Origin of the sequence: Nocardioides sp. T5, assembly GCF_048161455.1 — a bacterium.
Lineage (GTDB): Bacteria > Actinomycetota > Actinomycetes > Propionibacteriales > Nocardioidaceae > Nocardioides.
This window is the reverse complement of sequence record NZ_CP182415.1, coordinates 3,814,497-3,834,709: the sequence shown is the minus strand read 5'-3', so window position 1 is coordinate 3,834,709 and position 20,213 is coordinate 3,814,497. Positions and strand designations below refer to the sequence as shown.

Here is a 20,213-nt window from a genome sequence, read left to right as displayed (position 1 = left end):
GGCTCGTGCACGAGGCGGACGAGGGCCAGTCTGCCGTGGCCCGGGGCCTATGCGAAGTGCGCCCACTCGCCCTCCGAGACGACCTCGACCCGGTCTCCGTCGACGAGGACGGCGGACTGCTCGTCGAGTGCGTACGCCGGGTTGCCCAGGTCGGCGGCCCACTGCTCGGCGACCTCCAGGGTGTTGCCAGGGAACAGGCCGACGTGGGGGAAGAGCGAGAAGTCCACGAGGCCGAGGGTCCGGTCGCCCTCCTCGGGCCGCCACTCGACGAACAGGTCGCCGATGCGCGGGGTCAGCGCCATGCTGCCGGCGCTGACGCCGACCCAGACGGTGTCGGTCAACTCGGGGATCAGGTCCACGAGGCCGGACTCCCGCACCCAGTGGGCGAGGTAGGTCGCCTCGCCGCCGTTGACGAGGAGGATGTCGGCCTCGCGCACCCAGGGCACCCAGCGGTCCGGACTGATCGTCGGGAGCGCGGTGAGGTCGAGCACGCCGACCGAGCGCCAACCGAGGCCGGTCATCGTCGGCGGCGTGCGGTCGGTGACGAAGCTGCGCAGCAGCTCCGGTCCGCACATCGGGTGGCCCCACTGGGCCGTGGGGATGGCCAGTGCCGTGGCCTCCTCGACCGGCTTGCCGAGCAGCTCCACCAGCGCTGCGCGGATGCTGTCGTTGGTCACACCACCGGAGGTCAGCAGGAGCTTCATCCCTGCATCGTCGCAGGAGGTGCCCGGCGCTAACGTCGTCCCGTGAGCGACTACCAGCGGATCCTCGTGGTCAGCACGCAGGCCGACGCCGCCGAGGTCGCGCGGGTGCGCGCCGGGATCGCGTCGTCCGCCGTCGTCCTCACTGCACCGACCGCCGACGGCAAGCGGATCGTGCAGGGCCTCGGGCGCACCGCCCACCCCGAGACGCTGCTGGCGCCGGTGCGCTTCCCCGACGTGGACCGCGGGCACCGGCTCGACGAGGTCGTACGTCGCCATGCCGTGGCCGACCGCTACCGCGACGTCGTCGTGGTGGCCGACCCCGCCACGATCATCCTCCTGCTCCGGGTGCTGGCACCCGACCAGCTGCCCGCGTCGGGCCCCGTCACGGAGGTCGGCCTGCCCCGCGGCCCGCGGCCGGTCCCGCTGGGCCGGGCCGCCGGCGCCGGCGTCGCCCTCGCGGTGCTGGTCGGCCTGCTGTCGGCCGCGGTGCCGGTCTGGGTGCTGCCGGCCCTGGCTGCGGTGGCCGGGGTCGTGCTCCTCGCGCTGCCGGGGCGCCGCTGGCTGGGCCAGTCGGTGCTGATCGCGGTCGCGGTGTCGCTGGTGGTCTCGCTGCTCGCGATCGCAGGGTCGGCACGGTTCCCCGGCGCCTGGTGAGGCTGTCCGGAGGGACGCTCAGCCCTTGCGGGGGCCGAAGAGCAGCCCGCGGCGCGCGGCCTTGCGGGGCTGCGGGATGGCCGGGGCGGGCCACCACTCGAGGCTCGGGTAGCCGGCCCGGTTGAAGCCCTCGCGGTAGACGAAGTTGTCCCCGCACGTGCAGACCCAGCGCTCGCCCACCTCGTGGTCCTCACCGGTCGGTGCACCCTCGGTCTGCAGGCAGACATGGATCATCATGGAGTCCATCAACGCTCCCTCCCTGGCGTCGAGCCCTGGCACAAACCCCCGTGTGCGCCGGGCTGGACCATCGTCGCGGGGCCCTACCGGAAAGAGAATGGGCGCCGGCCGAACTGCGGTCCATCTTGAGGAAACCTCGATTGTTCCTGCCTGGTTCACGGACCGCGCAGCGGCGGAGACCGCCCGTCGTCAGATCCAGCGCTGGAACCAGATGCGGGCCTGCCACTCCGACTTCGTCAGCAGCGCGTCGGTCCAGATCGGCCAGAACCACGCGAAGGTGATCAGGGCCAGCACGGTGAAGCTGCCCGCGACGACCACGCCGAAGGTGCGCCTCGGCGTGGGGACGTCGGAGGTGCCGATGAGGTGGCCCATCGCCAGCACGATCGAGAGCACCAGGAAGGGCAGCGAGGTGATGGCGTAGAAGAAGAAGATCGGACGGTCGTCGTAGGCGAACCAGGGCAGCCAGGTGCTGGCCAGGCCGGCGACCACGACGCCGTGGCGCCAGTCGCGCGCCCCGACCCACAGCAGCAGCGAGGCGATGGCGGCCAGGCAGCCGCCCCACCAGATGACGGGGTTGCCGATGAGCAGCACCTGGCGGATGCAGCTCGAGCCCGAGGGTGCCTCGCACGCTTGCGAACCGGGCTGGATGTCGGTCTGGGCGTCGACGCCGACCGGGCGGCCCATGACCAGCCACGTCGAGGGCTTGGAGGCGTAGATGTGGGTGGAGTCGTTGAGGAAGTGGCTGTGGAAGGTGTAGACGTCCTGGTGGTAGGACCACAGCGACCGCAGCGACTGGGTGACCTCCCCGAGGCCCTCGGCGTCGGGCTCGCTCGCGGTCGGCCATGCCTCGCCACCGGCGTACGACGTGTACTGCGTGTTGCTGAACGCCTCCTCGTAGGCGTCGGCGTTCAGCAGCCACCCCGTCCACGACGCGACGTACGTCGCCAGCGCGACGCCGACCAGCGCGACGAACGCCGGTACGCCGTCGAGGACCACCGAGCGGAGCAGCGGCCGGCGCTGGCCGAACGCCCGGCGGGCTCCGGCGCTCCACAGCCACGCGAGCAGGCCGAAGACGGCGAGCGCGTAGACCGCGGACCACTTGGTGCCGCACGCGAGGCCGAAGGACACGCCCCCGGCGACGAGCCACGGGCGCCACCACGTGCGCGTCGCGCCGGCGGCCAGCCGGTCGCGCAGCCACTGGCGGTCGGCGACGACGCAGTGCACGCCGCAGAGGGTGAAGAAGGCCAGGAAGATGTCGAGCAGCGCCAGCCGGGACAGCACGAGCTGGAGGCCGTCGACGGACAGCAGCAGGCCGGCCACGAGCCCGAGGACGGTCGAGCCGGTGACGCGCCGGGCGAAGCGGCACATCAGCAGGACCATCAGCGCCCCCACCAGCGCCGACGCCGTGCGCCAGCCGGCGGGGTCCATCCCGAAGACCTCGATCCCGCCGGCGATCAGCCACTTGCCGACCTCGGGGTGGACGATCATCGACGGGCCGTCCTGGAACAGCCCGGTGAGGTCGCCGTTGAGGATCGTCTTGTCGGCGTCCTCGACGTACTGGCGCACGTAGCCGTGGTTGAGCAGCGACCACGCGTCCTTGGCGTAGTAGGTCTCGTCGAAGGAGAACGCGTGCGGCGTGCCGAGGTTCCAGCGCCTCAGGAAGAACGCCAGGGCGGCGAGGCACAGGGCGCCCGCCCACCCGAGCATCGGGTCCTCCGACCGCCAGCGCGGACGATTCCGCTCGGCGGCTGTCGGGATCACGCGGGAACTCTAGCCAGACGTGACCGACCCGTCCGGTGCCTCCGTCCGTAGGCGCCGGCCGGGCCGGCGCCCGCTCAAACGCCGATCGAGGCCCAGTCCCCCCAGATCGCGAAGGTCAGCCCACGGCTCGCCTGGATGTTGACGAAGAGGGTGTGCCCGTCGGGGCTGAACGTCGACCCGGCGAACTCGTCGTTCTCGCGCCCGACCATCGCGTTGCGGGCGATGGAGAACAGGTCGCCCTCGGTGGTCAGACCTCGCAGGTAGTTGCCCTCGTCGTGGTCCTCGCAGAGCACCAGCGTGCCGCGCGGGCTGGTGGTGACGTTGTCGGGGAAGTCGAGCACCTGGCGGCTCTCGGACTGGTAGACGCACCGCAGCGTCTGGGTGCGGGTGTCGTAGCCCCACACCTGGCCGTAGCCCTTGCCGTAGCCGTCGACGTTGTCGGGCCCCGTCATTGCCTCGCCGCCCCCCTGGGTCGCGGTGAAGTAGACGACGCCGTCGTGGAAGACCTGGCCCTCGCAGCGCGAGAAGTGCGCCGCGCCCTTGGCCCGGCCCTGGTCGCCGACGAAGTTGATGGCGGTGTCGTTGCTCGTCGGCGCCGGCTCGCCCGGCGTGTAGGGGAACTCCACGTCCGGCTCGTCGATGTCGACCCACTCGACGTCGTGCACCGTCGTGGTGTCCTGGTGCGCCTCGAGGTGCGCCTGCGGGCGCCCGGCGACCGCGAGCATCTGCAGCTGGCCGTTGTGGTCGAGGTTGCGGTGCCGGTCGCGCCGCTCCCGGGGCACGTAGCGGTAGAAGCCCGAGGGGAAGGCGAAGTTGTCCTCGGTCAGGTAGAGCACGCCGTCGGCCGGGTCGTACGACACCGCCTCGTGCGCGAAGCGGCCGGCCTTGCGCAGCGGTCGCGCGTCGGCGAGGCCGCCGGCCGGGACCTCGAAGACGTAGCCGTGCCGCTTCTGCAGGGGCACGTTGGACGCGCCCGTGAAGTCGGGCCCGACGTCGGGGCCGTTGACGGTCTCCTCGCAGGTCACCCAGGCGCCCCACGGCATCTGGCCGCCGCTGCAGTTCATCATCGTGCCGCTCAGGCTGGTGTAGGCGTCCTGCACCTCGCCGTACCTCGTCACCTGGATCGTGGTCGTGCCCGCGCCGCCGCGCTTGTCGTAGGGCTTGGTCGGACCGAACGCCGGCTGCGGGTTGTTGACCTCGTGGTTGCGCACCAGCAGCACCGACCCGCCGGGCCCGGCGAAGGCCCCCATCCCGTCGTGCCGACCGGGCAGCCGGGTGCCGTCGCGCAGGGTCACCGGCGACGACGTGTCGTGGAAGGAGCGGTAGGAGAAGCCTGCCGGCAGGTCCAGCCGTACGACGCCGTCGCGGGCGTCGGGGACCGGGACGAGCGTGCCGGCGGCGGCACCGGCGAGCGCGCCCGTGCGGGAGAGCGCGTTGGCGTTGGCGAAGCCGGCGAACGGGCCGGCGGCGAGGGCGCCACCGAGGGCTCCCGTGATGGCGGTGCGGCGGTTGAGCTGCATGTGAGTGACCTCCGGGGGCAGCGAGGACGATGGGGGGATCTCGACACGCTAGGCCTGCGGAGCCGGGAGCGGAACCCCTCCCGCCAGCATCTACGGTGATCCCATGAGCACCCCCCGACCTTCTTCTCCTCCGCTTCGCTCCCCCGAACAACGCCGCGGGGACCCCGCTTGACTGGCGTCCTGGTGCTCGCGGGCACCCCGATCGGGCAGGCCGGCGACGCGCCGCCGCGGCTGGCCGCCGAGCTGTCGGGTGCCGCCGTCGTCGCGGCCGAGGACACCCGCCGCCTCAAGCGGCTGTGCGCCGACCTCGGCATCACCCTGTCCGGGCGCGTCGTGTCCTACTTCGAGGGCAACGAGCAGGCCCGCACCCCGGTGCTCCTCGAGGCCCTGCTCGCCGGCGAGCGGGTCGTGCTGGTGACCGACGCGGGGATGCCGAGCGTCTCCGATCCGGGCTACCGGCTCGTCGCCGCGGCGGTCGAGCACGACGTACGCGTGACGGCCGTGCCGGGCCCCAGCGCGGTGCTCACCGCGCTGGCCGTGAGCGGGCTGCCCGTCGACCGGTTCTGCTTCGAGGGCTTCCTGCCCCGCAAGGCGGGCGAGCGGGGACGACGCCTGGCCGCCCTGGCCGCGGAGGAGCGCACGATGGTGTTCTTCGAGGCGCCGCACCGCACCGAGGCGGCGCTGGCCGCGATGGCGGAGGCGCTGGGCGAGGACCGTCCGGCCGCGGTGTGCCGTGAGCTCACCAAGACCCACGAGGAGGTGCGCCGCGGCCCGCTGGCCGAGCTCGTCGCCTGGGCCGCCGACGGCGTACGAGGCGAGGTCACGATCGTCGTCGAGGGGTCGAGCGGCGCCCCGGCCCTCGGCACCGACCCCGGCACCCTGCGCGCGGCGGTCGCCGACCTCGAGGCCGCCGGATCGACCCGCAAGGAGGCGATCGCCGAGGTCGCCAAGCGGTCCGGCCTGCCCAAGCGGGAGGTGTACGACGTTGTCCACCGCTGAGGGCGGGGCCGGGCCGACCCGCAGCCGCGCGGCCACCGAGGAGACCTCTGGCGCCCGGCGCGACCGGGAGCGACCGCCGGCCCCCGATCCGCTCCCGCACCCTGTCGTCGACAACCACTGCCACCTCGACATCGCCGACGGGGACTGGCTCGACACCGCGGACGCCATCGCAGCCGCGGCGGCCGTCGGCGTGCCGCGGATCGTGCAGATCGGCTGCGACCTCCCCGGTGCCCGCTGGGCCGTAGCCGCGGCTGCCGAGCACGACGCGCTCGTCGCCGGCGTGGCCCTGCACCCCAACGAGGCGCCACGCCTCGCCGCGGCCGGTCGCCTCGAGGAGGCCCTCGCCGAGATCGAGCAGCTCGCGCAGGCCCACGACAAGGTGCGGGCCGTCGGCGAGACCGGCCTGGACTTCTTCCGCACCGGCGAGGACGGGCGGGCGGCGCAGGAGGAGAGCTTCCGGCGCCACGTCGAGATGGCCAAGCGGCTCGACAAGACCCTCGTCATCCACGACCGCGACGCCCACGACGACGTGCTCCGCGTCCTCGACTCCGAGGGCGCGCCCGAGCGCTGGGTGATGCACTGCTTCTCCGGCGACGAGGCCTTCGCGCGGCGCTGCCTGGACCGCGGCGCCCACCTCAGCTTCGCCGGGACGGTGACGTTCAAGAACGCGCAGCAGCTGCGCGACGCGCTGGCGGTCACGCCCCACGACCGGCTGCTGGTGGAGACCGATGCGCCCTACCTGACGCCCACGCCGTGGCGTGGTCGGCCCAACGCCTCCTACCTCGTCCCGCACACGGTGCGGGCGATGGCGGAGGTGCTGCAGGCCGACCTGGAGGCGCTCTGCGCGGCGATCGACGCCACCACCGAACGCGTCTTCGGCGGCGCCTGGTAGCCGTCCAGACCCCGTGTCCCACCCCCGTCCCGGGGCCCCTCCGGAGGGGTGGGCGTGAGGCGGATCTCCCCAGGAATTTGCCCCGAAGAGTTTGCGTCATCGCCGGTCATCGTTATCGTCCTGTGATTGTTGGCCGGGATCGGGAGTGATTTCCGGCAGCACGAGGACCGGATCGGGCCGGTCCTGCGAGGCCCCCGCTCGCACGTCGTACGGCTCCCGCGACCCCGTCGTGATCGCCGTGCATCGCTCGGCCGGGGGGTGCTGCCGCCCGAGGCCCGGGTAGTACGACGTTCGGAGAATCGTGCGCTCTCGACTCGCGCAGCTCAGCAGGTCCAAGACAGTCCTGGCGACCCTCGTGGCGCTGGTGGTGGCAGCCGTCGGAGGTACGACGGTCGGCTACGCAGCCCTCACCAAGGACGTGACCCTCACCCTGGACGGGGAGACCCGTCAGGTCAGCGCCATCGGTGACACGGTCGCCGACGTGCTCGCGGCCGAGGGTGTCGAGGTCGGCGACAAGGACCTGGTCGCCCCGGCGGTCGACGAGGCCGTCAGCGACGGCTCGGCCATCGCCGTGCAGTTCGGGCGTCCGCTCGAGCTCGACGTCGACGGCACGTCGCACACCTACTGGGTCAACTCGACCGACGTCGCCAGCGCCCTCGGCGAGATCGGTCGGCGCTTCGAGGGTGCCGACCTGTCGGCCAGCCGCGGCTCCTCGATCGGCCGCAGCGGGCTGTCCCTCGCGGTCGTCACGCCCAAGGTGGTGCACCTCAAGCTCGGTGCCCAGCAGCTGAAGAAGCGCAAGCTGACCGCGATGACGGTCGCCGACGTGCTCAAGTCAGCCGACTTCGAGGTCGACCGCCACGACAAGGTGCGCCCGTCGCTGACCACCGAGATCGCCGACGGCGACAAGATCGTCGTGACCGACATCCGCGTGGCCACCAAGAAGGTCAAGCGCGAGGTCCTGGACGCACCCGTCGTCGAGCGCGAGGACTCCTCGATGTTCGAGGGCGAGCAGGAGGTCGTGCGCGCCGGTCGCGACGGCGTCCGCGCCGTCACCTACCAGCTCCGCTTCGTCAACGGCGAGCTCGCGGCGCGCAAGGTCGTCAAGGCCGACGTGCGCCAGAAGGCCGTCGCCCGCATCGTCGCGGTCGGCACCAAGGAGAAGCCCGAGGAGCCGGCTGCCGACTTCTCCGGCGGCAGCACCGTGTGGGACGCGCTCGCGCAGTGCGAGTCCGGCGGCAACTGGGCCATCAACACCGGCAACGGCTACTACGGCGGCCTCCAGTTCAACCTCGGCACCTGGCAGGCCTACGGCGGCACCGGCTATCCGCACCAGGCCTCCCGCGAGACGCAGATCGCCGTGGCGACCCGCCTCCGCGACGCCACTGGCGGCTACGGCTCCTGGCCGAGCTGCTCCTCCAAGCTCGGCCTGCCCCAGTGATCCTCGCCTGAACCGCTGTAACGCCGGGTTACTGCAACTACCCACCCACATGCATCAGGGTGGGTACAGCGATCAACCCGGCGTTACAGCGGCACTAGGCTGACGCCATGACCTCCCATCCGGCCGGCCCGAGACTCCTCGGGCCGGCCGAGGTGCGTCAGCTGGCCGCCGAGCTCGACCTGCGACCCACCAAGCAGCGGGGCCAGAACTTCGTCATCGACGCCAACACCGTGCGCCGGATCGTCCGCGAGTCCGGCATCACCGGCGACGACGTGGTCGTCGAGGTCGGGCCGGGGCTGGGCTCGCTCACCCTCGCGCTGCTCGAGGTCGCGCGCCGCGTGATCGCGATCGAGCTGGACCCGCTCCTGGCCGAGCGGCTGCCCGCCACCATCGCGGCGTACGCCCCTGCGCAGGCCGACCGCTTCGAGGTGGTGCTGGCCGACGCGATGCGGGTGGACGCCCTGCCGGGTCCGCCGCCCACGGCGCTGGTCGCCAACCTGCCCTACAACGTCTCGGTGCCGGTGCTCATCCACCTGCTGACCCTGCTGCCGTCGCTCGAGCGCGGCCTGGTGATGGTGCAGGCGGAGGTCGCCGACCGCCTCGCCGCCCCACCTGGGTCGAAGACCTACGGCGTGCCCAGCGTGAAGGCGGCTTGGTTCGCCGACGTACGCCGTGCCGGTGCGATCGGGCGCAACGTCTTCTGGCCGGCCCCCAACGTCGACTCCGGCCTCGTCGCCTGGACCCGGCGCGAGCCGCCGCAGACCACCGCGACCCGCGAGCAGGTCTTCGCCGTCGTCGACGCCGCCTTCGCGCAGCGGCGCAAGCAGGTGCGCGCCGCGCTGCGCGGGCTGGCCGGCTCGGCGGACGCCGCCACCGCCGCGCTCGAGCTCGCCGGCGTCGACCCCACCGCCCGCGGCGAGGTCCTCGACGTGCACGACTTCGCCCGCATCGCCGAGGGCCTGGCGGCGGCTCGGTGACCGTCACCGTCCGCGCCGCCGCGAAGATCAACCTCCACCTCGGGGTCGGCGCCCCCCGCGAGGACGGGTTCCACCCGCTCGACACGGTCTACCAGGCGATCTCGCTCTACGACGACGTCACCGTCTCCGACGCCCCCGACGACGCGCTGACGGTCACCGGCTCCGCGCACGTCGACGTGGCGGGTGTCCCCACCGACGCCTCCAACATCGCGATGCGTGCCCTGGCCGAGGCGCCGTGCGGGGGTGCGCACCTCGTGCAGATCGCCAAGCAGGTCCCCGTCGCCGGCGGCATGGCCGGCGGCTCGGCCGACGGTGCGGCGGCCCTGCTCGCGCACGACCGGCTCCACGACCTCCGCCAGCCCGACGACCTGCTCCTCGCGCAGGCCGCCCGGCTCGGCAGCGACGTGCCCTTCTCCCTGGTGGGAGGTACGGCGCGTGGGCGCGGCCGCGGCGAGGTGGTCGAGCCGATCGTCGACCACGGCACGTGGTGGTGGGTCGTGGTCCCCGCCGCGGTCGGCCTGTCGACGCCCGAGGTCTACCGCCACTTTGACCGGCTCCACCCCGACGCGCCGGCGCAGCCCGCCGAGCCGACCGAGCTCCTCGCCGCGCTCGCCACCGGCGAGCCGGTCCGGCTGGCCCGGGCGCTCCACAACGACCTCCAGGAGCCGGCCATCGACCTGCGCCCCGAGCTCGGCGACCTGATCGCGCGCGGCGAGGCCGAGGGTGCCCTGCGCGGCATGGTCAGTGGCTCGGGCCCGACCTGCGTCTTCCTCTGCGACTCGCAGGAGGGCTCGATGGAGGTGCTCACCGCGCTGTCGTCGTCGTACGACGTCGTGCTCTCCGCGGTCGGTCCCGTCGCGGGAGCGCACGTCGTCGGCACCGGGGGAGCGCACCAGGACCTGCGGTAGCGGGATGGGGTCCTGACCCGGTGGCGTGAACCGCCGCGGACGGGGAAGCATCTCGATATGTTGTGCGCGGCGTCGACGACGTCGCACTGATCGCCTGGGGGAGGCATCGTGACCGTGTTCCTGGTGGTGGGCGCCGTCGGCGTCCTGCTGCTGCTCGTGGCGCTCGTCGTCGGCGACGTCCTCGACGGCGCCCTCGAGGGGCTCAGCGCCGGCTTCTTCTCGACCGAAGCGCTCGCCGGGTTCCTCGGCGCCCTCGGCTTCGGCGGCGCGATCGCGCTCGAGGCGACCGGGTCCACCTCGCTGGCCGTCGTCATCGGTCTGGTGCTCGGCGTCCTGCTCGGCTGGCTGGCCGCGAAGGCCTCGACGTTCCTCCACGGCGACGGGGAGGGCGACACCGTGCGCACCTCCGACGTGCTCGAGCGCATCGGCTCCGTGGTCAGCGCGATCCCCGAGGGCGGCTTCGGCGTCGTGTCGCTCAGCGTCGGCGGCCACATCACCCGCCTCAACGCCCGCTCGAGCACCGCCGTGCCGGCCGGCACCCAGGTCAGCGTCACCCAGGTCATCTCGCCCACGGCCGTCCAGGTCGAGCCCCTCTTCCTCCCCTGACCCGTTCCACGTACGCCATCTCGCTAGGAGCACCTGCCCATGTTCGGTCTGTCCCCGGTCGTCACCTCCGTGATCGGCCTCCTCGTCCTCCTCGTGCTGCTCGCGCTGCTGGTCACCACGCGCTACAAGGTGGCCGGCCCCAACGAGTCGTTCATCGTCACCGGGCGCAAGGGCAAGGGCGAGGTGCGCAACCCGGAGACCGGCGAGATCTCCACCGACCTGTCGGGGCAGAAGGTCGTCATGGGCGGCGGTGTGTTCGTCATCCCGTTCGTGCAGCGTCTCGCCACCCTCGACCTGTCCTCGCGCCGCATCTCGGTGCAGATCCGCGGCGCGGTGTCGGGGCAGGGCATCAAGCTCAACCTCGACGGCGTGGCGCTGGTCAAGGTCGGCGGCAACGAGGACTCCATCCGTGCCGCCGGCCAGCGGTTCCTCAGCCAGCAGGAGGAGATCGAGACCTTCACCCAGGAGGTGCTCGCCGGTGCCCTGCGCTCGATCGTCGGCTCGATGTCGGTCGAGCAGATCATCCGCGACCGCGCCGCCTTCGCCCAGCGCGTCGCGGAGGAGTCCGAGTCCTCGCTCACCGGCCAGGGCCTGGTCCTCGACACCTTCCAGATCCAGGACATCACCGACGACGGCTCCTACCTCGCCGACCTCGGCCGCCCCGAGGCCGCCAAGCTCAACCAGCTCGCCTCGATCGCCGAGGCCAACGCCCGCCAGGCCGCCGAGCAGGCCCGCATCGCCGCCGAGCAGGAGATCGCCGTCACCCAGCGGGCGCTCGCCCTCAAGAACGCCGAGATCAAGGCCGAGACCGACGCCGCCAACGCCCAGGCCGCGGCCGCCGGCCCCCTCGCCCAGGCCGACCGCGACCAGGCCGTCCTGCTCGAGCAGGAGAAGGTCGCCGTCCGGCAGGCGGCGCTGAAGGAGCGCCAGCTCGACACCGAGGTCCGCAAGCCCGCCGACGCCGAGCGCTACCGCGTCGAGACCGAGGCGCAGGGTCGCCGCAGCTCGGCGATCCTCGAGGCCGAGGCCCGCAAGGCGGCCTCGATCGCCAACGCCGAGGCCGAGGCCGAGAAGGCCCGCCTGACCGGTGAGGGCGAGAAGTCCCGCCGCTCGGCGCTGGCCGAGGCCGAGGCCATCGAGGGCGCCAAGCGCGGTGAGGCCGAGAAGGCCCGCCGCGTCGCCGAGGCCGACGCCGTACGCGCCGAGGGCGAGGCGCAGGGTGCCGCCATCCTCGCCGCAGGACAGGCCGAGGCGGAGGCGATGGACAAGAAGGCCGCGGCGTTCGCCGGCTACAACGAGGCCGCCGTGCTGCAGATGCTCATCGAGGTCATGCCCAAGGTGGCCGCCGAGCTGGCCCGCCCGATGGGCAGCATCGACAAGCTGACGGTGATCTCCGCCGACGGCGCCGGCGAGCTGCCCAAGCAGGTGACCAACAACCTCGTGCAGACCATGGAGATGCTCAAGGCCACCACCGGGCTCGACGTGGAGTCGCTGATCCAGAAGTACTCCGGCACCAACGGCACGGCCGCGCCCTCCCTCGCCGGAGGCGCGACCGACGGCGACGGGCGCCCCGCCAGCTGAGCCCCTACCTGGGCGGTGCGTGAGACAGCTTCTGGACGCGCGAAAGCTGTCTCACGCACCGCCCGCGCGGGGACGCCACGTCGAGCGGTGAGTGACGCAGGGTTCGGCAGCTCAGAACGTGTCTCACGCACCGCCAGCCCGAGGGCGTACGCCGATCCGCGTCCGCTGGGCCGCACCTGAGAGGATCGCCCGGACATGGCGAACCTGATCAACCTCGAGCGCGTCTCGAAGTCCTACGGCGTGCGGCCCCTGCTCGACAACGTCTCGCTCGGCATCTCCGTCGGCGAGCGCGTCGGCGTCGTGGGCCGCAACGGCGACGGCAAGACCACCCTGCTCGAGGTGATGACCGGCCTCGAGGTGCCCGACTCCGGTCGCGTCTCCCGCACCCGCGGTGTCGAGATCGGCTACCTCCACCAGGGCGACGAGCTCGTCGACAGCCACACCGTCCGCGAGGCGGTGCTGGGCGGGCGGCAGGACCACGAGTGGGCCGCCGACCCGACCATGCGGCAGGTGGTCGAGGAGCTGCTCGCGGGCGTGACGCTCGACCGCGCGGTCGTGGGCCTGTCCGGCGGCGAGCGCCGTCGCTGCGCGCTGGCCGCGCTGCTGCTCTCGCGCCACGACCTGATCGTGCTCGACGAGCCGACCAACCACCTCGACGTCGAGGCCGTCGCCTGGCTCGCCGGCCACCTCGTCGGCCTGCCGAGCGCGCTCATCGTGGTGACCCACGACCGGTGGTTCCTCGACGCGGTCTGCCAGACCACGTGGGAGGTGCACGACGGCGCGGTCGACTCCTACGAGGGCGGCTACGCGGCGTACGTCCTGGCCAAGGCCGAGCGCCAGCGGCAGGCGGCCGCCACCGAGACGCGGCGGCTCAACCTCGCCCGCAAGGAGCTCGCGTGGCTGCGGCGCGGCGCCCCGGCGCGTACGTCGAAGCCGAAGTTCCGCATCGACGCGGCCAACGCGCTCATCGACGACGTACCCCCGCCGCGCGACCGGATGGAGCTGCAGCGCTTCGCCAGCCAGCGGCTCGGCAAGGACGTCATCGACATCGAGGACGTCGACCTGGCGCGCGGTGAGCGGGTGCTGCTCCACCACGCGACCTGGCGCATCGGGCCGGGCGACCGCGTCGGGATCGTCGGCGTCAACGGCGCTGGCAAGACCTCGCTCCTGTCGCTGATCGCGGGCACCCTCGAGCCCGACGTCGGGCGGGTCAAGCACGGGCGCACCGTCGAGATGAAGCACCTCACCCAGGCGCTCGACGAGATCGACCCCGAGGCGCGGGTGCTGCCGACGGTCGAGTCGATCCGGCGGGTCACCAAGACCCTCGACGGCCAGGAGATCACCGCCACGTCGCTGCTCGAGCGGTTCGGCTTCACCGGCGACCGGCTGACCGCGCGGCTCGGCGACCTGTCCGGCGGTGAGCGGCGACGCTTCCAGCTGCTCAAGCTGCTGCTCACCGAGCCCAACGTGCTGCTCCTCGACGAGCCCACCAACGACCTCGACATCGACACCCTCAACGTCCTCGAGGACTTCCTCGACTCCTGGCCCGGCACCCTGATCGTGGTATCCCACGACCGCTACTTCCTCGAGCGGGTCACCGACTCGACGTGGGCGCTGCTCGGCGACGGGCAGGTCTCGATGCTGCCGCGCGGGGTCGACGAGTACCTCGAGCGTCGGGCCGCCCTGCAGGCTGCCGCCGCCTCGTCCGCCGCCTCGTCCGCCACCGCTGCGTCATCCGAACCCGCACCTGTGCGTACGTCTTCGGATGACGCAGGCCCGTCGGAGGCGGCTGCCGCCTCCCCGAAGGCGCGGGCCGGAAGCGCCGAGGACCGTGCGGCCCGCAAGGTGCTCGCCCGGGTGGAGAAGCAGCTCGAGCGCATCGCCGTACGCGAGGCGGAGCTGCACGCCGAGATGGAGGCCAACCTCACCGACTACGACCTGCTCGCGCGCGTCGGCGAGCAGCTCGGCGAGCTGGCGGCGGAGAAGGAGGAGCTGGAGCTGGAGTGGCTCGAGGCCTCCGAGGTCGTGGAGTAGCGGGTCCCCGCAGCCCGATCAGCTGAAGGGCGCGAGCAGCGAGCGCAGCAGTCCCGCGAGCTGGGTGCGGTCGCGGTCCGGGAGGTCGGCGAGCAGGTCGGCCTCGGCCGCGAGCAGCGCCTCGAAGGCGCCGTCGACCGCGGCCTTGCCGTCGGCGGTCAGCCGGACCAGCACGCCGCGGCGGTCGTGGGGGTCGGGCAGCCGCTCGACGAGCCCGCGCCCGGCGAGCCGGTCCACGCGGTTGGTCATCGTGCCGCTGGTCACGAGCGTCTCGCGCAGCAGCCGGCCGGGGGAGAGCTCGTACGGCTGACCGGCCCTCCGCAGCGCGGCGAGCACGTCGAACTCCCACGACTCGATGCCGTGCGCGGTGAAGGCGTCGCGCCGGGCGAGGTCGAGGTGGCGGGCCAGGCGGCTGATGCGCGAGAACACCTCGACGGGCGCGAGGTCCAGGTCGCCACGCTCGCGGCGCCATGCCTCGACCAGGTCGTCCACCTCGTCACGCATGCCGCCATCGTGCCAGATCGGTCGAGAATCTTGACATCGAGACTGTTTCGGACGAGGGTGGAGGTATCTCGACATCAAGACACTTCCTCTCGATCCGGGATATCTGAGGACGTTCTGGTAGGTGGATCCAGCGATTGACCTACCACGACGTCCTCAGATATCTCCGTACGAGACGAGGGCCGCCGCCGACTGCCTGTGGAGGACGCACATGAGCCACACCTGGGACCCCGACCGCTACCTCGCGTACGCCGACGAGCGCGGCAGGCCGTTCGTCGACCTGCTCGCCCGGGTGCCCGCCGAGAACCCGCGCGTCGTCGTCGACCTCGGCTGCGGGCCCGGGAACCTCACCGCGCTGCTGGCCGCCCGGTGGCGCAGCGCCGCGGTCACGGGCGTCGACAGCAGTCCCGAGATGATCGAGGCCGCCCGCGCGGTCGGCGGCATCCGGTGGGAGGTCGGCGACCTGCGCGACTGGGCCCGCCGCGACCCGCTCGCCCTGCACGAGCCGATCGACGTACTCGTGTCCAACGCCACCCTGCAGTGGGTCCCCGACCACCTCGAGCTGCTGCCCGGCCTGCTCGACCGCCTCCAGCCCGGCGGCTGGCTCGCCTTCCAGGTGCCCGGCAACTTCGACGAGCCCAGCCACACCACCCGCACCGACCTGGCGGCCCGGGCGCCGTACGCCGAGCACGTGCACGACGCCCGCGTGCCGGCGAGCCACGACCCGGTCGACTACGCCCGCGTCCTGCTCGACCTCGGCTGCGAGGTCGACGCCTGGGAGACGACGTACCTCCACGTCCTGACCGGCGAGGACCCGGTCTTCGACTGGGTCTCGGGCACGGGCGCGAGGCCCACGCTGCAGGCGCTGCCTGACGACCTGCGGCCCCTCTTCGAGGACGAGTTCAAGGCGCTGCTGCGTGACGCCTACCCGGCCGACACCGCGGGTCGCGTGGTCATGCCCTTCCGGCGGATCTTCGTGGTCGCGCGCAAGCCGCAGGGGGTGCCGGTCCCGTGAGGCTCCACCACGTGCAGGTCGCCTGCCCGCCCGGGGGAGAGGATGGAGCCCGCCGCTTCTACGCCGAGGGGCTCGGCATGGCCGAGGTCGACAAGCCGGCCGACCTGGTGGCGCGCGGCGGGTGCTGGTTCCGGGCGTACGACGACGCGGGGGCCGTCGCGGCCGAGCTGCACGTCGGCGTCGAGGAACCGTTCGCGCCGGCCCGCAAGGCGCACCCGGCCTTCGTTGTCGCCGACCTCGAGGAGGTCGCGGACCGGCTCCGGACGCTCGGCTTCGACGTGGACGAGAGCCAGCGCGACTCGTTCCCCGGCCACGTCCGGCTCCACACGCACGACGGCCACGGCAACCGGGTCGAGGTGCTGCAGCTCCGCTGAGCGGTTGTCCCCAGAATGGGGGCACCTCGGCGACCGCGCGCGTGGCGGGGGCCGATACGTCCCTACGGTGTCGGGGTGCTGAGGGAGCGCAGGGGGTCGGGAGCACACGCCGTCGGGCGGGTGCTCCTGGGCGCTGCCGTCGTCCTCGCGGTCGGCGCGGTCGTGCTGGTCCGCTTCTGGGGGCCCCGCGAGCCGGAGCCGTCCCCGGACACCGCGGCGCGGACGGTGCCGCCCGCCGAGCTGCGCGAGGCTGCAGGCCAGCGCGTCTTCATCGGCCACATGTCGATCGGCTGGAACCTGCTCGACGGACTCGACCGGCTATACGCCGACAAGGACGTCGCGGAGGCGCGGGTCGTGCAGGTGGCGGTCGACGACCCGGTCCCGGAGGTCCCCGCCGGGCAGGGCGCGGTGATCCACGCCGAGATCGGCGTCAACGGCGACCCGATGGGCAAGCTCGCGAACTTCGACACGGTGATGCGCGCGGGCCTGGTCAGCCAGGTCGACGTGGCGATGGTGAAGCTCTGCTACACCGACGTGACGGCGGCGACCGACGTCGACCGGCTCTTCGCCGCCTACCGCCAGACGCTCGACGACCTGCAGCGCGACCACCCGGACGTCCGGTTCATCCACGCGACGGTGCCCCTGACCGCGGCACCGTCCGGGGTCAAGCAGCACCTCAAGGTCCTCGTGCGCGGCGACGACAACGACGCCCGCGAGCGCTTCAACGACCTCGTCCGCGAGGCCTACGCCGACGACGACCTCTTCGACATCGCCGCCGTCGAGAGCACCGCCGCCGACGGCACCAGGCTGGCCACGCTCGCCCCGGGGTGGGCCGATCCCGACCGCCAGCACCTCAACCCCGCCGGGGCGACCGTGCTGGCCGCCCGGTTCCTCGACGTCCTCACGCAGGGAGCACCCGCATGACCGCCACCACCGCCGAAGCCGCAGCGCCGCCCCTCTTCGAGCGCCACCTCGCCCGCCTCGACGCCGAGGCCGCGATCCTCCCGGACCATCCCGAGGAGACGCCCGAGTCGACCCTCCGCGCCCTGTGGGCCGTGGCGGCGGGTACGCCGCTCTCCGTGGCGGCCGCGTCCGTCGCGCCGCTGCGACCCCTGACCGACGAGGGCGAGCGGTTGCTCGGCGCGCTGATGGAGCGGCGCATCGCCGGGTCGCCGCTGGGCCACCTCACCGGGCGGCAGAGCTTCATGGGTGTCGAGCTCCTCGCCGGGCCCGAGGCGCTCGTGCCCCGGGTGGAGACGGAGATCCTCGGCCGCACCGCGCTCGACCTGGTCCGCACCACCGAGGGTTCCCTCGTCGTCGACCTGTGCACGGGCGCCGGCAACCTCGCGGCAGCCGTCGCGGTGGCCGCCCCGCGCGTCACGCTCCACGCCGCCGACCTCTCGACGGCAGCCGTCGGCCTGGCTCGCGCCAACATGGTCTTCACCGGGGTCGCCGACCGCGTGACGGTGCACGAGGGTGACCTGTTCGACGCCCTGCCCGCCGAGCTGCGGGGCGGGGTCGACGTACTTATCTGCAACCCGCCCTACATCTCCTCGGCCCGGGTGGGGGAGATGGCCGCCGAGATCTCCGAGCACGAGCCCCGCATGGCCTTCGACGGCGGCAGCCTGGGCCTGTCGATCGTCAGCCGGCTCGTCCAGGAGGCGCCCGACTGGCTGCGCCCCGGCGGGTGGCTGTGCTTCGAGATCGGCCTCGGCCAGGGGTCGTACTGGCAGAAGCGGATCCCGCGCTTCCCCGGGTGGGACGTCGTCGAGCCGGTCGAGGACGACGAGGGCAACATCCGCGTCATCACCGCCCGCCGGAGCTGACCGCCACGGCCCCGACTCGGTGGGGAAGTCCGACACCTCGAGGGGGTTGCAACGGCCTCCAGGTGGCGGACTCCCCGCACGAGCGGGGACTCCGCCCGAAGTTACCGACTGGTAGCATTCCGGCATGACTGCCGTCCTCGACCTGTGGCGGAAGACCTCCGCCCTCCCGCTGGGCACCCGGGCCTTCTCGCTCGCGTTCAGCCAGAAGGCGCCGTACTTCGCCTCGATCCGCCCGCGGTTCACCGTCATCGAGCCCGACCGCGCCGAGCTCGTCATCCGCAAGCGGCGGCGGGTGCACAACCACCTCGGGACCGTGCACGCGATCGCGCTGTGCAACGGCCTCGAGGCGGCGATGGGCGCGCTCGCCGAGGCGACCATCCCGCGCGACCGGCGCTGGATCCCGAAGGGCATGGAGGTGGCCTACACCGCCAAGGCCACGACCGACATCACCTGCATCGCCGAGACCGACCCCGAGCAGTGGACGGCGGATCCGGGTGACGGCTACGACCTGCCGGTGCGCGTGCGCGGCGTACGCACCGACGGCACGGTCGTCGTCGAGGGCGAGATCCGGCTCTGGGTGACCGAGAGGACCGGAGCGTAGCGACGGGTCAGGCGGTGTTGCTCCCGCCGTCGAGGTTGCCGACCCGGCTCAGCTCGAGCGGGCTCTTCTCGCCGACCAGGCGCTTCTGCACCTTGGTCGCGATCCAGGTCAGGACCAGGTTGACCGCCACGTAGAGCGCCGTGATCACGATCGCGACCTGCACCTGGTTGTTGAACTCGAGGTAGATCGGCTTGCCCACGGCGGTGAGGCCAGGCGCGAGGATGTAGTAGCCGAGGCTGGTGTCCTTCAGCGCGACGACCATCTGGCTGATGATCGCCGGCAGCATGATCTTGACCGCCTGGGGCAGCAGCACCGACGTCATCACCTGCGACTTGCGCATGCCGACGGCGTACGCCGCCTCGGCCTGGCCCCGCGGCACGGCGTTGATGCCGGCCCGGAACACCTCGGCGAGCACCGACCCGTTGTAGAGCGTCAGGGCGATCACCACGCACCAGAACGACGTCAGCGGGCCGTCGCCGATGGCGAGCAGGAAGAAGGCGAAGACCATCAGGAGCAGGACCGGCACGGCACGGAAGAACTCCACGACGAGCCAGGCGGGCCACCGCACCCACGCGCGGTCCGACAGCTTGGCGACGCCGAAGACGAGCCCGAAGACCACTGCGAAGATGATGGAGAAGAAGGCCATCTTGAGCGTCTCGAGGAGACCGTCGACCAGGATGTACTCCACGTACTCCGGAGTCACGAAGGGCTCCCAGAGCTCGTACTCGAGCTGACCCGTGTCGTACATCGTCCACACGACGAAGGCGACCAGCGCAGCCAGGGCGACGAGGCTGACGACGGAGTAGATGCGGTGGCGGGCGACGGTCCTGGGGCCCGGGGCGTCGAAGAGGACGGATGTCGTCATCGGGCGACCTTGACCTTCCGCTCGATGCCGTACGAGACCAGGGAGATGACCTCGACGACGATGATGTAGCCGACCGCGAAGGCCAGGAAGATCCCGATCCGCTGGTCGGCGTTGTCGTTGGTGAAGCCGCGCATCGTGGCGGTCGCCTCGGCGAGGCCGAAGGCCGCCGCCACGGAGGTGTTCTTGGCGAGGGCGATCAGCACGCTGGTCATCGGCGGGATCACGGCGCGCACCGCCTGGGGGAGGATGACGAGGTTCATCGACTGGGCGAAGGTCAGCCCGATCGCGCGACCCGCCTCGGCCTGCCCGAGCGGTACGGCGTTGACGCCGGAGCGCATCGCCTCGCAGACGAAGGCGGAGGTGTAGAGCGTCAGGGCCAGGCAGGCGCGGAAGAAGAAGGCAGAGACGTTGTAGCCCGCGATCTCGATGTCCTCGACGACCTTGAAGTTGTAGCCCATCACCGGCATGGCGATGAAGATGAAGACGAAGATCATCAGCAGCGGCGTGTTGCGGAACATGGTGACGTAGACGGCCGCCGCCTTGTTGAGGACGGACACCGGGCCGACCCGGAACACAGCCAGGATGGTGCCGAGCACCAGCGAGGCGATGCCGGAGACCACGAACAGGCCGATGGTCAGGCCGAACGCCTTGAGGTACTCGTCGAAGTTCGAGAACACCGCATCCATGGCGGCGGGCTCCTCTCTGCGGGACGCCGGC

At 72.4% G+C, this 20,213-nt stretch carries 21 protein-coding genes; 14 read left to right on the top strand and 7 right to left on the bottom strand.

Annotation, left to right across the window (positions count from 1 at the left end; all coding sequences use genetic code 11):
* Positions 1–47: 47 nt before the first annotated feature.
* The gene (locus ACNKF0_RS18770; RefSeq protein WP_299926320.1) at positions 48–704 is read right to left on the bottom strand and encodes a Type 1 glutamine amidotransferase-like domain-containing protein; all 657 of its coding nucleotides are present in this window, start codon (positions 702–704) and stop codon (positions 48–50) included.
* 42 nt (positions 705–746) lie between these two features.
* Here ACNKF0_RS18770 and ACNKF0_RS18765 point away from each other — a divergent pair, with 42 nt between their 5' ends.
* Positions 747–1,358 carry a hypothetical protein gene (locus ACNKF0_RS18765; protein ID WP_416954348.1) on the top strand — a complete coding sequence of 204 codons (612 nt, stop codon included), beginning with the start codon at positions 747–749 and terminating at the stop codon, positions 1,356–1,358.
* Positions 1,359–1,376: 18 nt separating this feature from the next.
* Here ACNKF0_RS18765 and ACNKF0_RS18760 read toward each other — a convergent pair whose 3' ends face one another.
* The 3 genes from ACNKF0_RS18760 to ACNKF0_RS18750 form a co-directional block, all read right to left on the bottom strand.
* The gene (locus ACNKF0_RS18760; protein WP_416954347.1) at positions 1,377–1,604 is read right to left on the bottom strand and encodes a hypothetical protein; all 228 of its coding nucleotides are present in this window, start codon (positions 1,602–1,604) and stop codon (positions 1,377–1,379) included.
* A 180-nt stretch (positions 1,605–1,784) separates the two neighbouring features.
* Entirely contained in the window at positions 1,785–3,356 is a 1,572-nt protein-coding gene (locus ACNKF0_RS18755) for a dolichyl-phosphate-mannose--protein mannosyltransferase (protein WP_416954346.1), read from the bottom strand.
* A 74-nt stretch (positions 3,357–3,430) separates the two neighbouring features.
* Positions 3,431–4,876, bottom strand: coding sequence for an alkaline phosphatase PhoX (locus ACNKF0_RS18750; RefSeq protein ID WP_416954345.1), 1,446 nt, complete (start codon positions 4,874–4,876; stop codon positions 3,431–3,433).
* Between the two features lie 168 nt (positions 4,877–5,044).
* On the opposite strand from ACNKF0_RS18750, the gene rsmI reads away from it, so the two are divergent.
* The 8 genes from rsmI (at position 5,045) to ACNKF0_RS18710 (ending at position 14,314) form a co-directional block, all read left to right on the top strand.
* Complete coding sequence (gene rsmI, locus ACNKF0_RS18745; RefSeq protein ID WP_416954344.1) at positions 5,045–5,875, top strand: 16S rRNA (cytidine(1402)-2'-O)-methyltransferase; 831 nt, start codon at positions 5,045–5,047, stop codon at positions 5,873–5,875.
* Positions 5,862–6,767, top strand: a complete 906-nt coding sequence (locus ACNKF0_RS18740) for a TatD family hydrolase (RefSeq protein ID WP_416954343.1) — start codon at positions 5,862–5,864, stop codon at positions 6,765–6,767. Before rsmI ends, ACNKF0_RS18740 begins: the two co-directional genes overlap by 14 nt.
* Before the next feature lie 301 nt (positions 6,768–7,068).
* Positions 7,069–8,208, top strand: coding sequence for a transglycosylase family protein (locus ACNKF0_RS18735; RefSeq protein ID WP_416954342.1), 1,140 nt, complete (start codon positions 7,069–7,071; stop codon positions 8,206–8,208).
* A gap of 107 nt (positions 8,209–8,315) precedes the next feature.
* Positions 8,316–9,185, top strand: a complete 870-nt coding sequence (rsmA, locus tag ACNKF0_RS18730; protein ID WP_299926302.1) for a 16S rRNA (adenine(1518)-N(6)/adenine(1519)-N(6))-dimethyltransferase RsmA — start codon at positions 8,316–8,318, stop codon at positions 9,183–9,185.
* Positions 9,182–10,093 carry a 4-(cytidine 5'-diphospho)-2-C-methyl-D-erythritol kinase gene (locus tag ACNKF0_RS18725; protein ID WP_416954341.1) on the top strand — a complete coding sequence of 304 codons (912 nt, stop codon included), beginning with the start codon at positions 9,182–9,184 and terminating at the stop codon, positions 10,091–10,093. The genes rsmA and ACNKF0_RS18725 overlap by 4 nt, the downstream gene beginning before the upstream one ends.
* Positions 10,094–10,201: 108 nt before the next feature.
* Complete coding sequence (locus tag ACNKF0_RS18720; protein WP_416954340.1) at positions 10,202–10,699, top strand: hypothetical protein; 498 nt, start codon at positions 10,202–10,204, stop codon at positions 10,697–10,699.
* 39 nt (positions 10,700–10,738) lie between these two features.
* Positions 10,739–12,280, top strand: a complete 1,542-nt coding sequence (locus ACNKF0_RS18715) for a flotillin family protein (protein ID WP_416954339.1) — start codon at positions 10,739–10,741, stop codon at positions 12,278–12,280.
* A gap of 195 nt (positions 12,281–12,475) precedes the next feature.
* Positions 12,476–14,314, top strand: coding sequence for an ABC-F family ATP-binding cassette domain-containing protein (locus ACNKF0_RS18710; RefSeq protein ID WP_416954338.1), 1,839 nt, complete (start codon positions 12,476–12,478; stop codon positions 14,312–14,314).
* Positions 14,315–14,332: 18 nt separating this feature from the next.
* Here ACNKF0_RS18710 and ACNKF0_RS18705 read toward each other — a convergent pair whose 3' ends face one another.
* Positions 14,333–14,818, bottom strand: coding sequence for a MarR family winged helix-turn-helix transcriptional regulator (locus ACNKF0_RS18705; RefSeq protein WP_416954337.1), 486 nt, complete (start codon positions 14,816–14,818; stop codon positions 14,333–14,335).
* Positions 14,819–15,026: 208 nt separating this feature from the next.
* Here ACNKF0_RS18705 and ACNKF0_RS18700 point away from each other — a divergent pair, with 208 nt between their 5' ends.
* The 5 genes from ACNKF0_RS18700 (at position 15,027) to ACNKF0_RS18680 (ending at position 18,631) form a co-directional block, all read left to right on the top strand.
* On the top strand, positions 15,027–15,830 hold the full coding sequence (locus ACNKF0_RS18700; protein WP_416954336.1) for a trans-aconitate 2-methyltransferase: 804 nt from the start codon (positions 15,027–15,029) through the stop codon (positions 15,828–15,830).
* Complete coding sequence (locus tag ACNKF0_RS18695) at positions 15,827–16,204, top strand: VOC family protein (RefSeq protein WP_416954335.1); 378 nt, start codon at positions 15,827–15,829, stop codon at positions 16,202–16,204. Before ACNKF0_RS18700 ends, ACNKF0_RS18695 begins: the two co-directional genes overlap by 4 nt.
* 75 nt (positions 16,205–16,279) lie before the next feature.
* On the top strand, positions 16,280–17,128 hold the full coding sequence (locus ACNKF0_RS18690; RefSeq protein WP_416954334.1) for an SGNH/GDSL hydrolase family protein: 849 nt from the start codon (positions 16,280–16,282) through the stop codon (positions 17,126–17,128).
* A complete protein-coding gene (locus ACNKF0_RS18685) occupies positions 17,125–18,030 on the top strand; it encodes a N5-glutamine methyltransferase family protein (protein ID WP_416954333.1) in 906 nt (301 codons plus the stop codon). The genes ACNKF0_RS18690 and ACNKF0_RS18685 overlap by 4 nt, the downstream gene beginning before the upstream one ends.
* A gap of 124 nt (positions 18,031–18,154) precedes the next feature.
* Positions 18,155–18,631 (top strand): hotdog fold domain-containing protein, encoded by a 477-nt coding sequence (locus tag ACNKF0_RS18680; protein WP_416954332.1) that lies wholly within the window; start codon positions 18,155–18,157, stop codon positions 18,629–18,631.
* Between the two features lie 7 nt (positions 18,632–18,638).
* On the opposite strand, the gene ACNKF0_RS18675 is transcribed toward ACNKF0_RS18680, so the two are convergent.
* Both ACNKF0_RS18675 and ACNKF0_RS18670 read right to left on the bottom strand, forming a co-directional pair.
* Positions 18,639–19,496 carry an amino acid ABC transporter permease gene (locus ACNKF0_RS18675; RefSeq protein ID WP_416954331.1) on the bottom strand — a complete coding sequence of 286 codons (858 nt, stop codon included), beginning with the start codon at positions 19,494–19,496 and terminating at the stop codon, positions 18,639–18,641.
* Positions 19,493–20,182 carry an amino acid ABC transporter permease gene (locus tag ACNKF0_RS18670; protein WP_299926267.1) on the bottom strand — a complete coding sequence of 230 codons (690 nt, stop codon included), beginning with the start codon at positions 20,180–20,182 and terminating at the stop codon, positions 19,493–19,495. The genes ACNKF0_RS18675 and ACNKF0_RS18670 overlap by 4 nt, the downstream gene beginning before the upstream one ends.
* Positions 20,183–20,213: the final 31 nt, after the last annotated feature.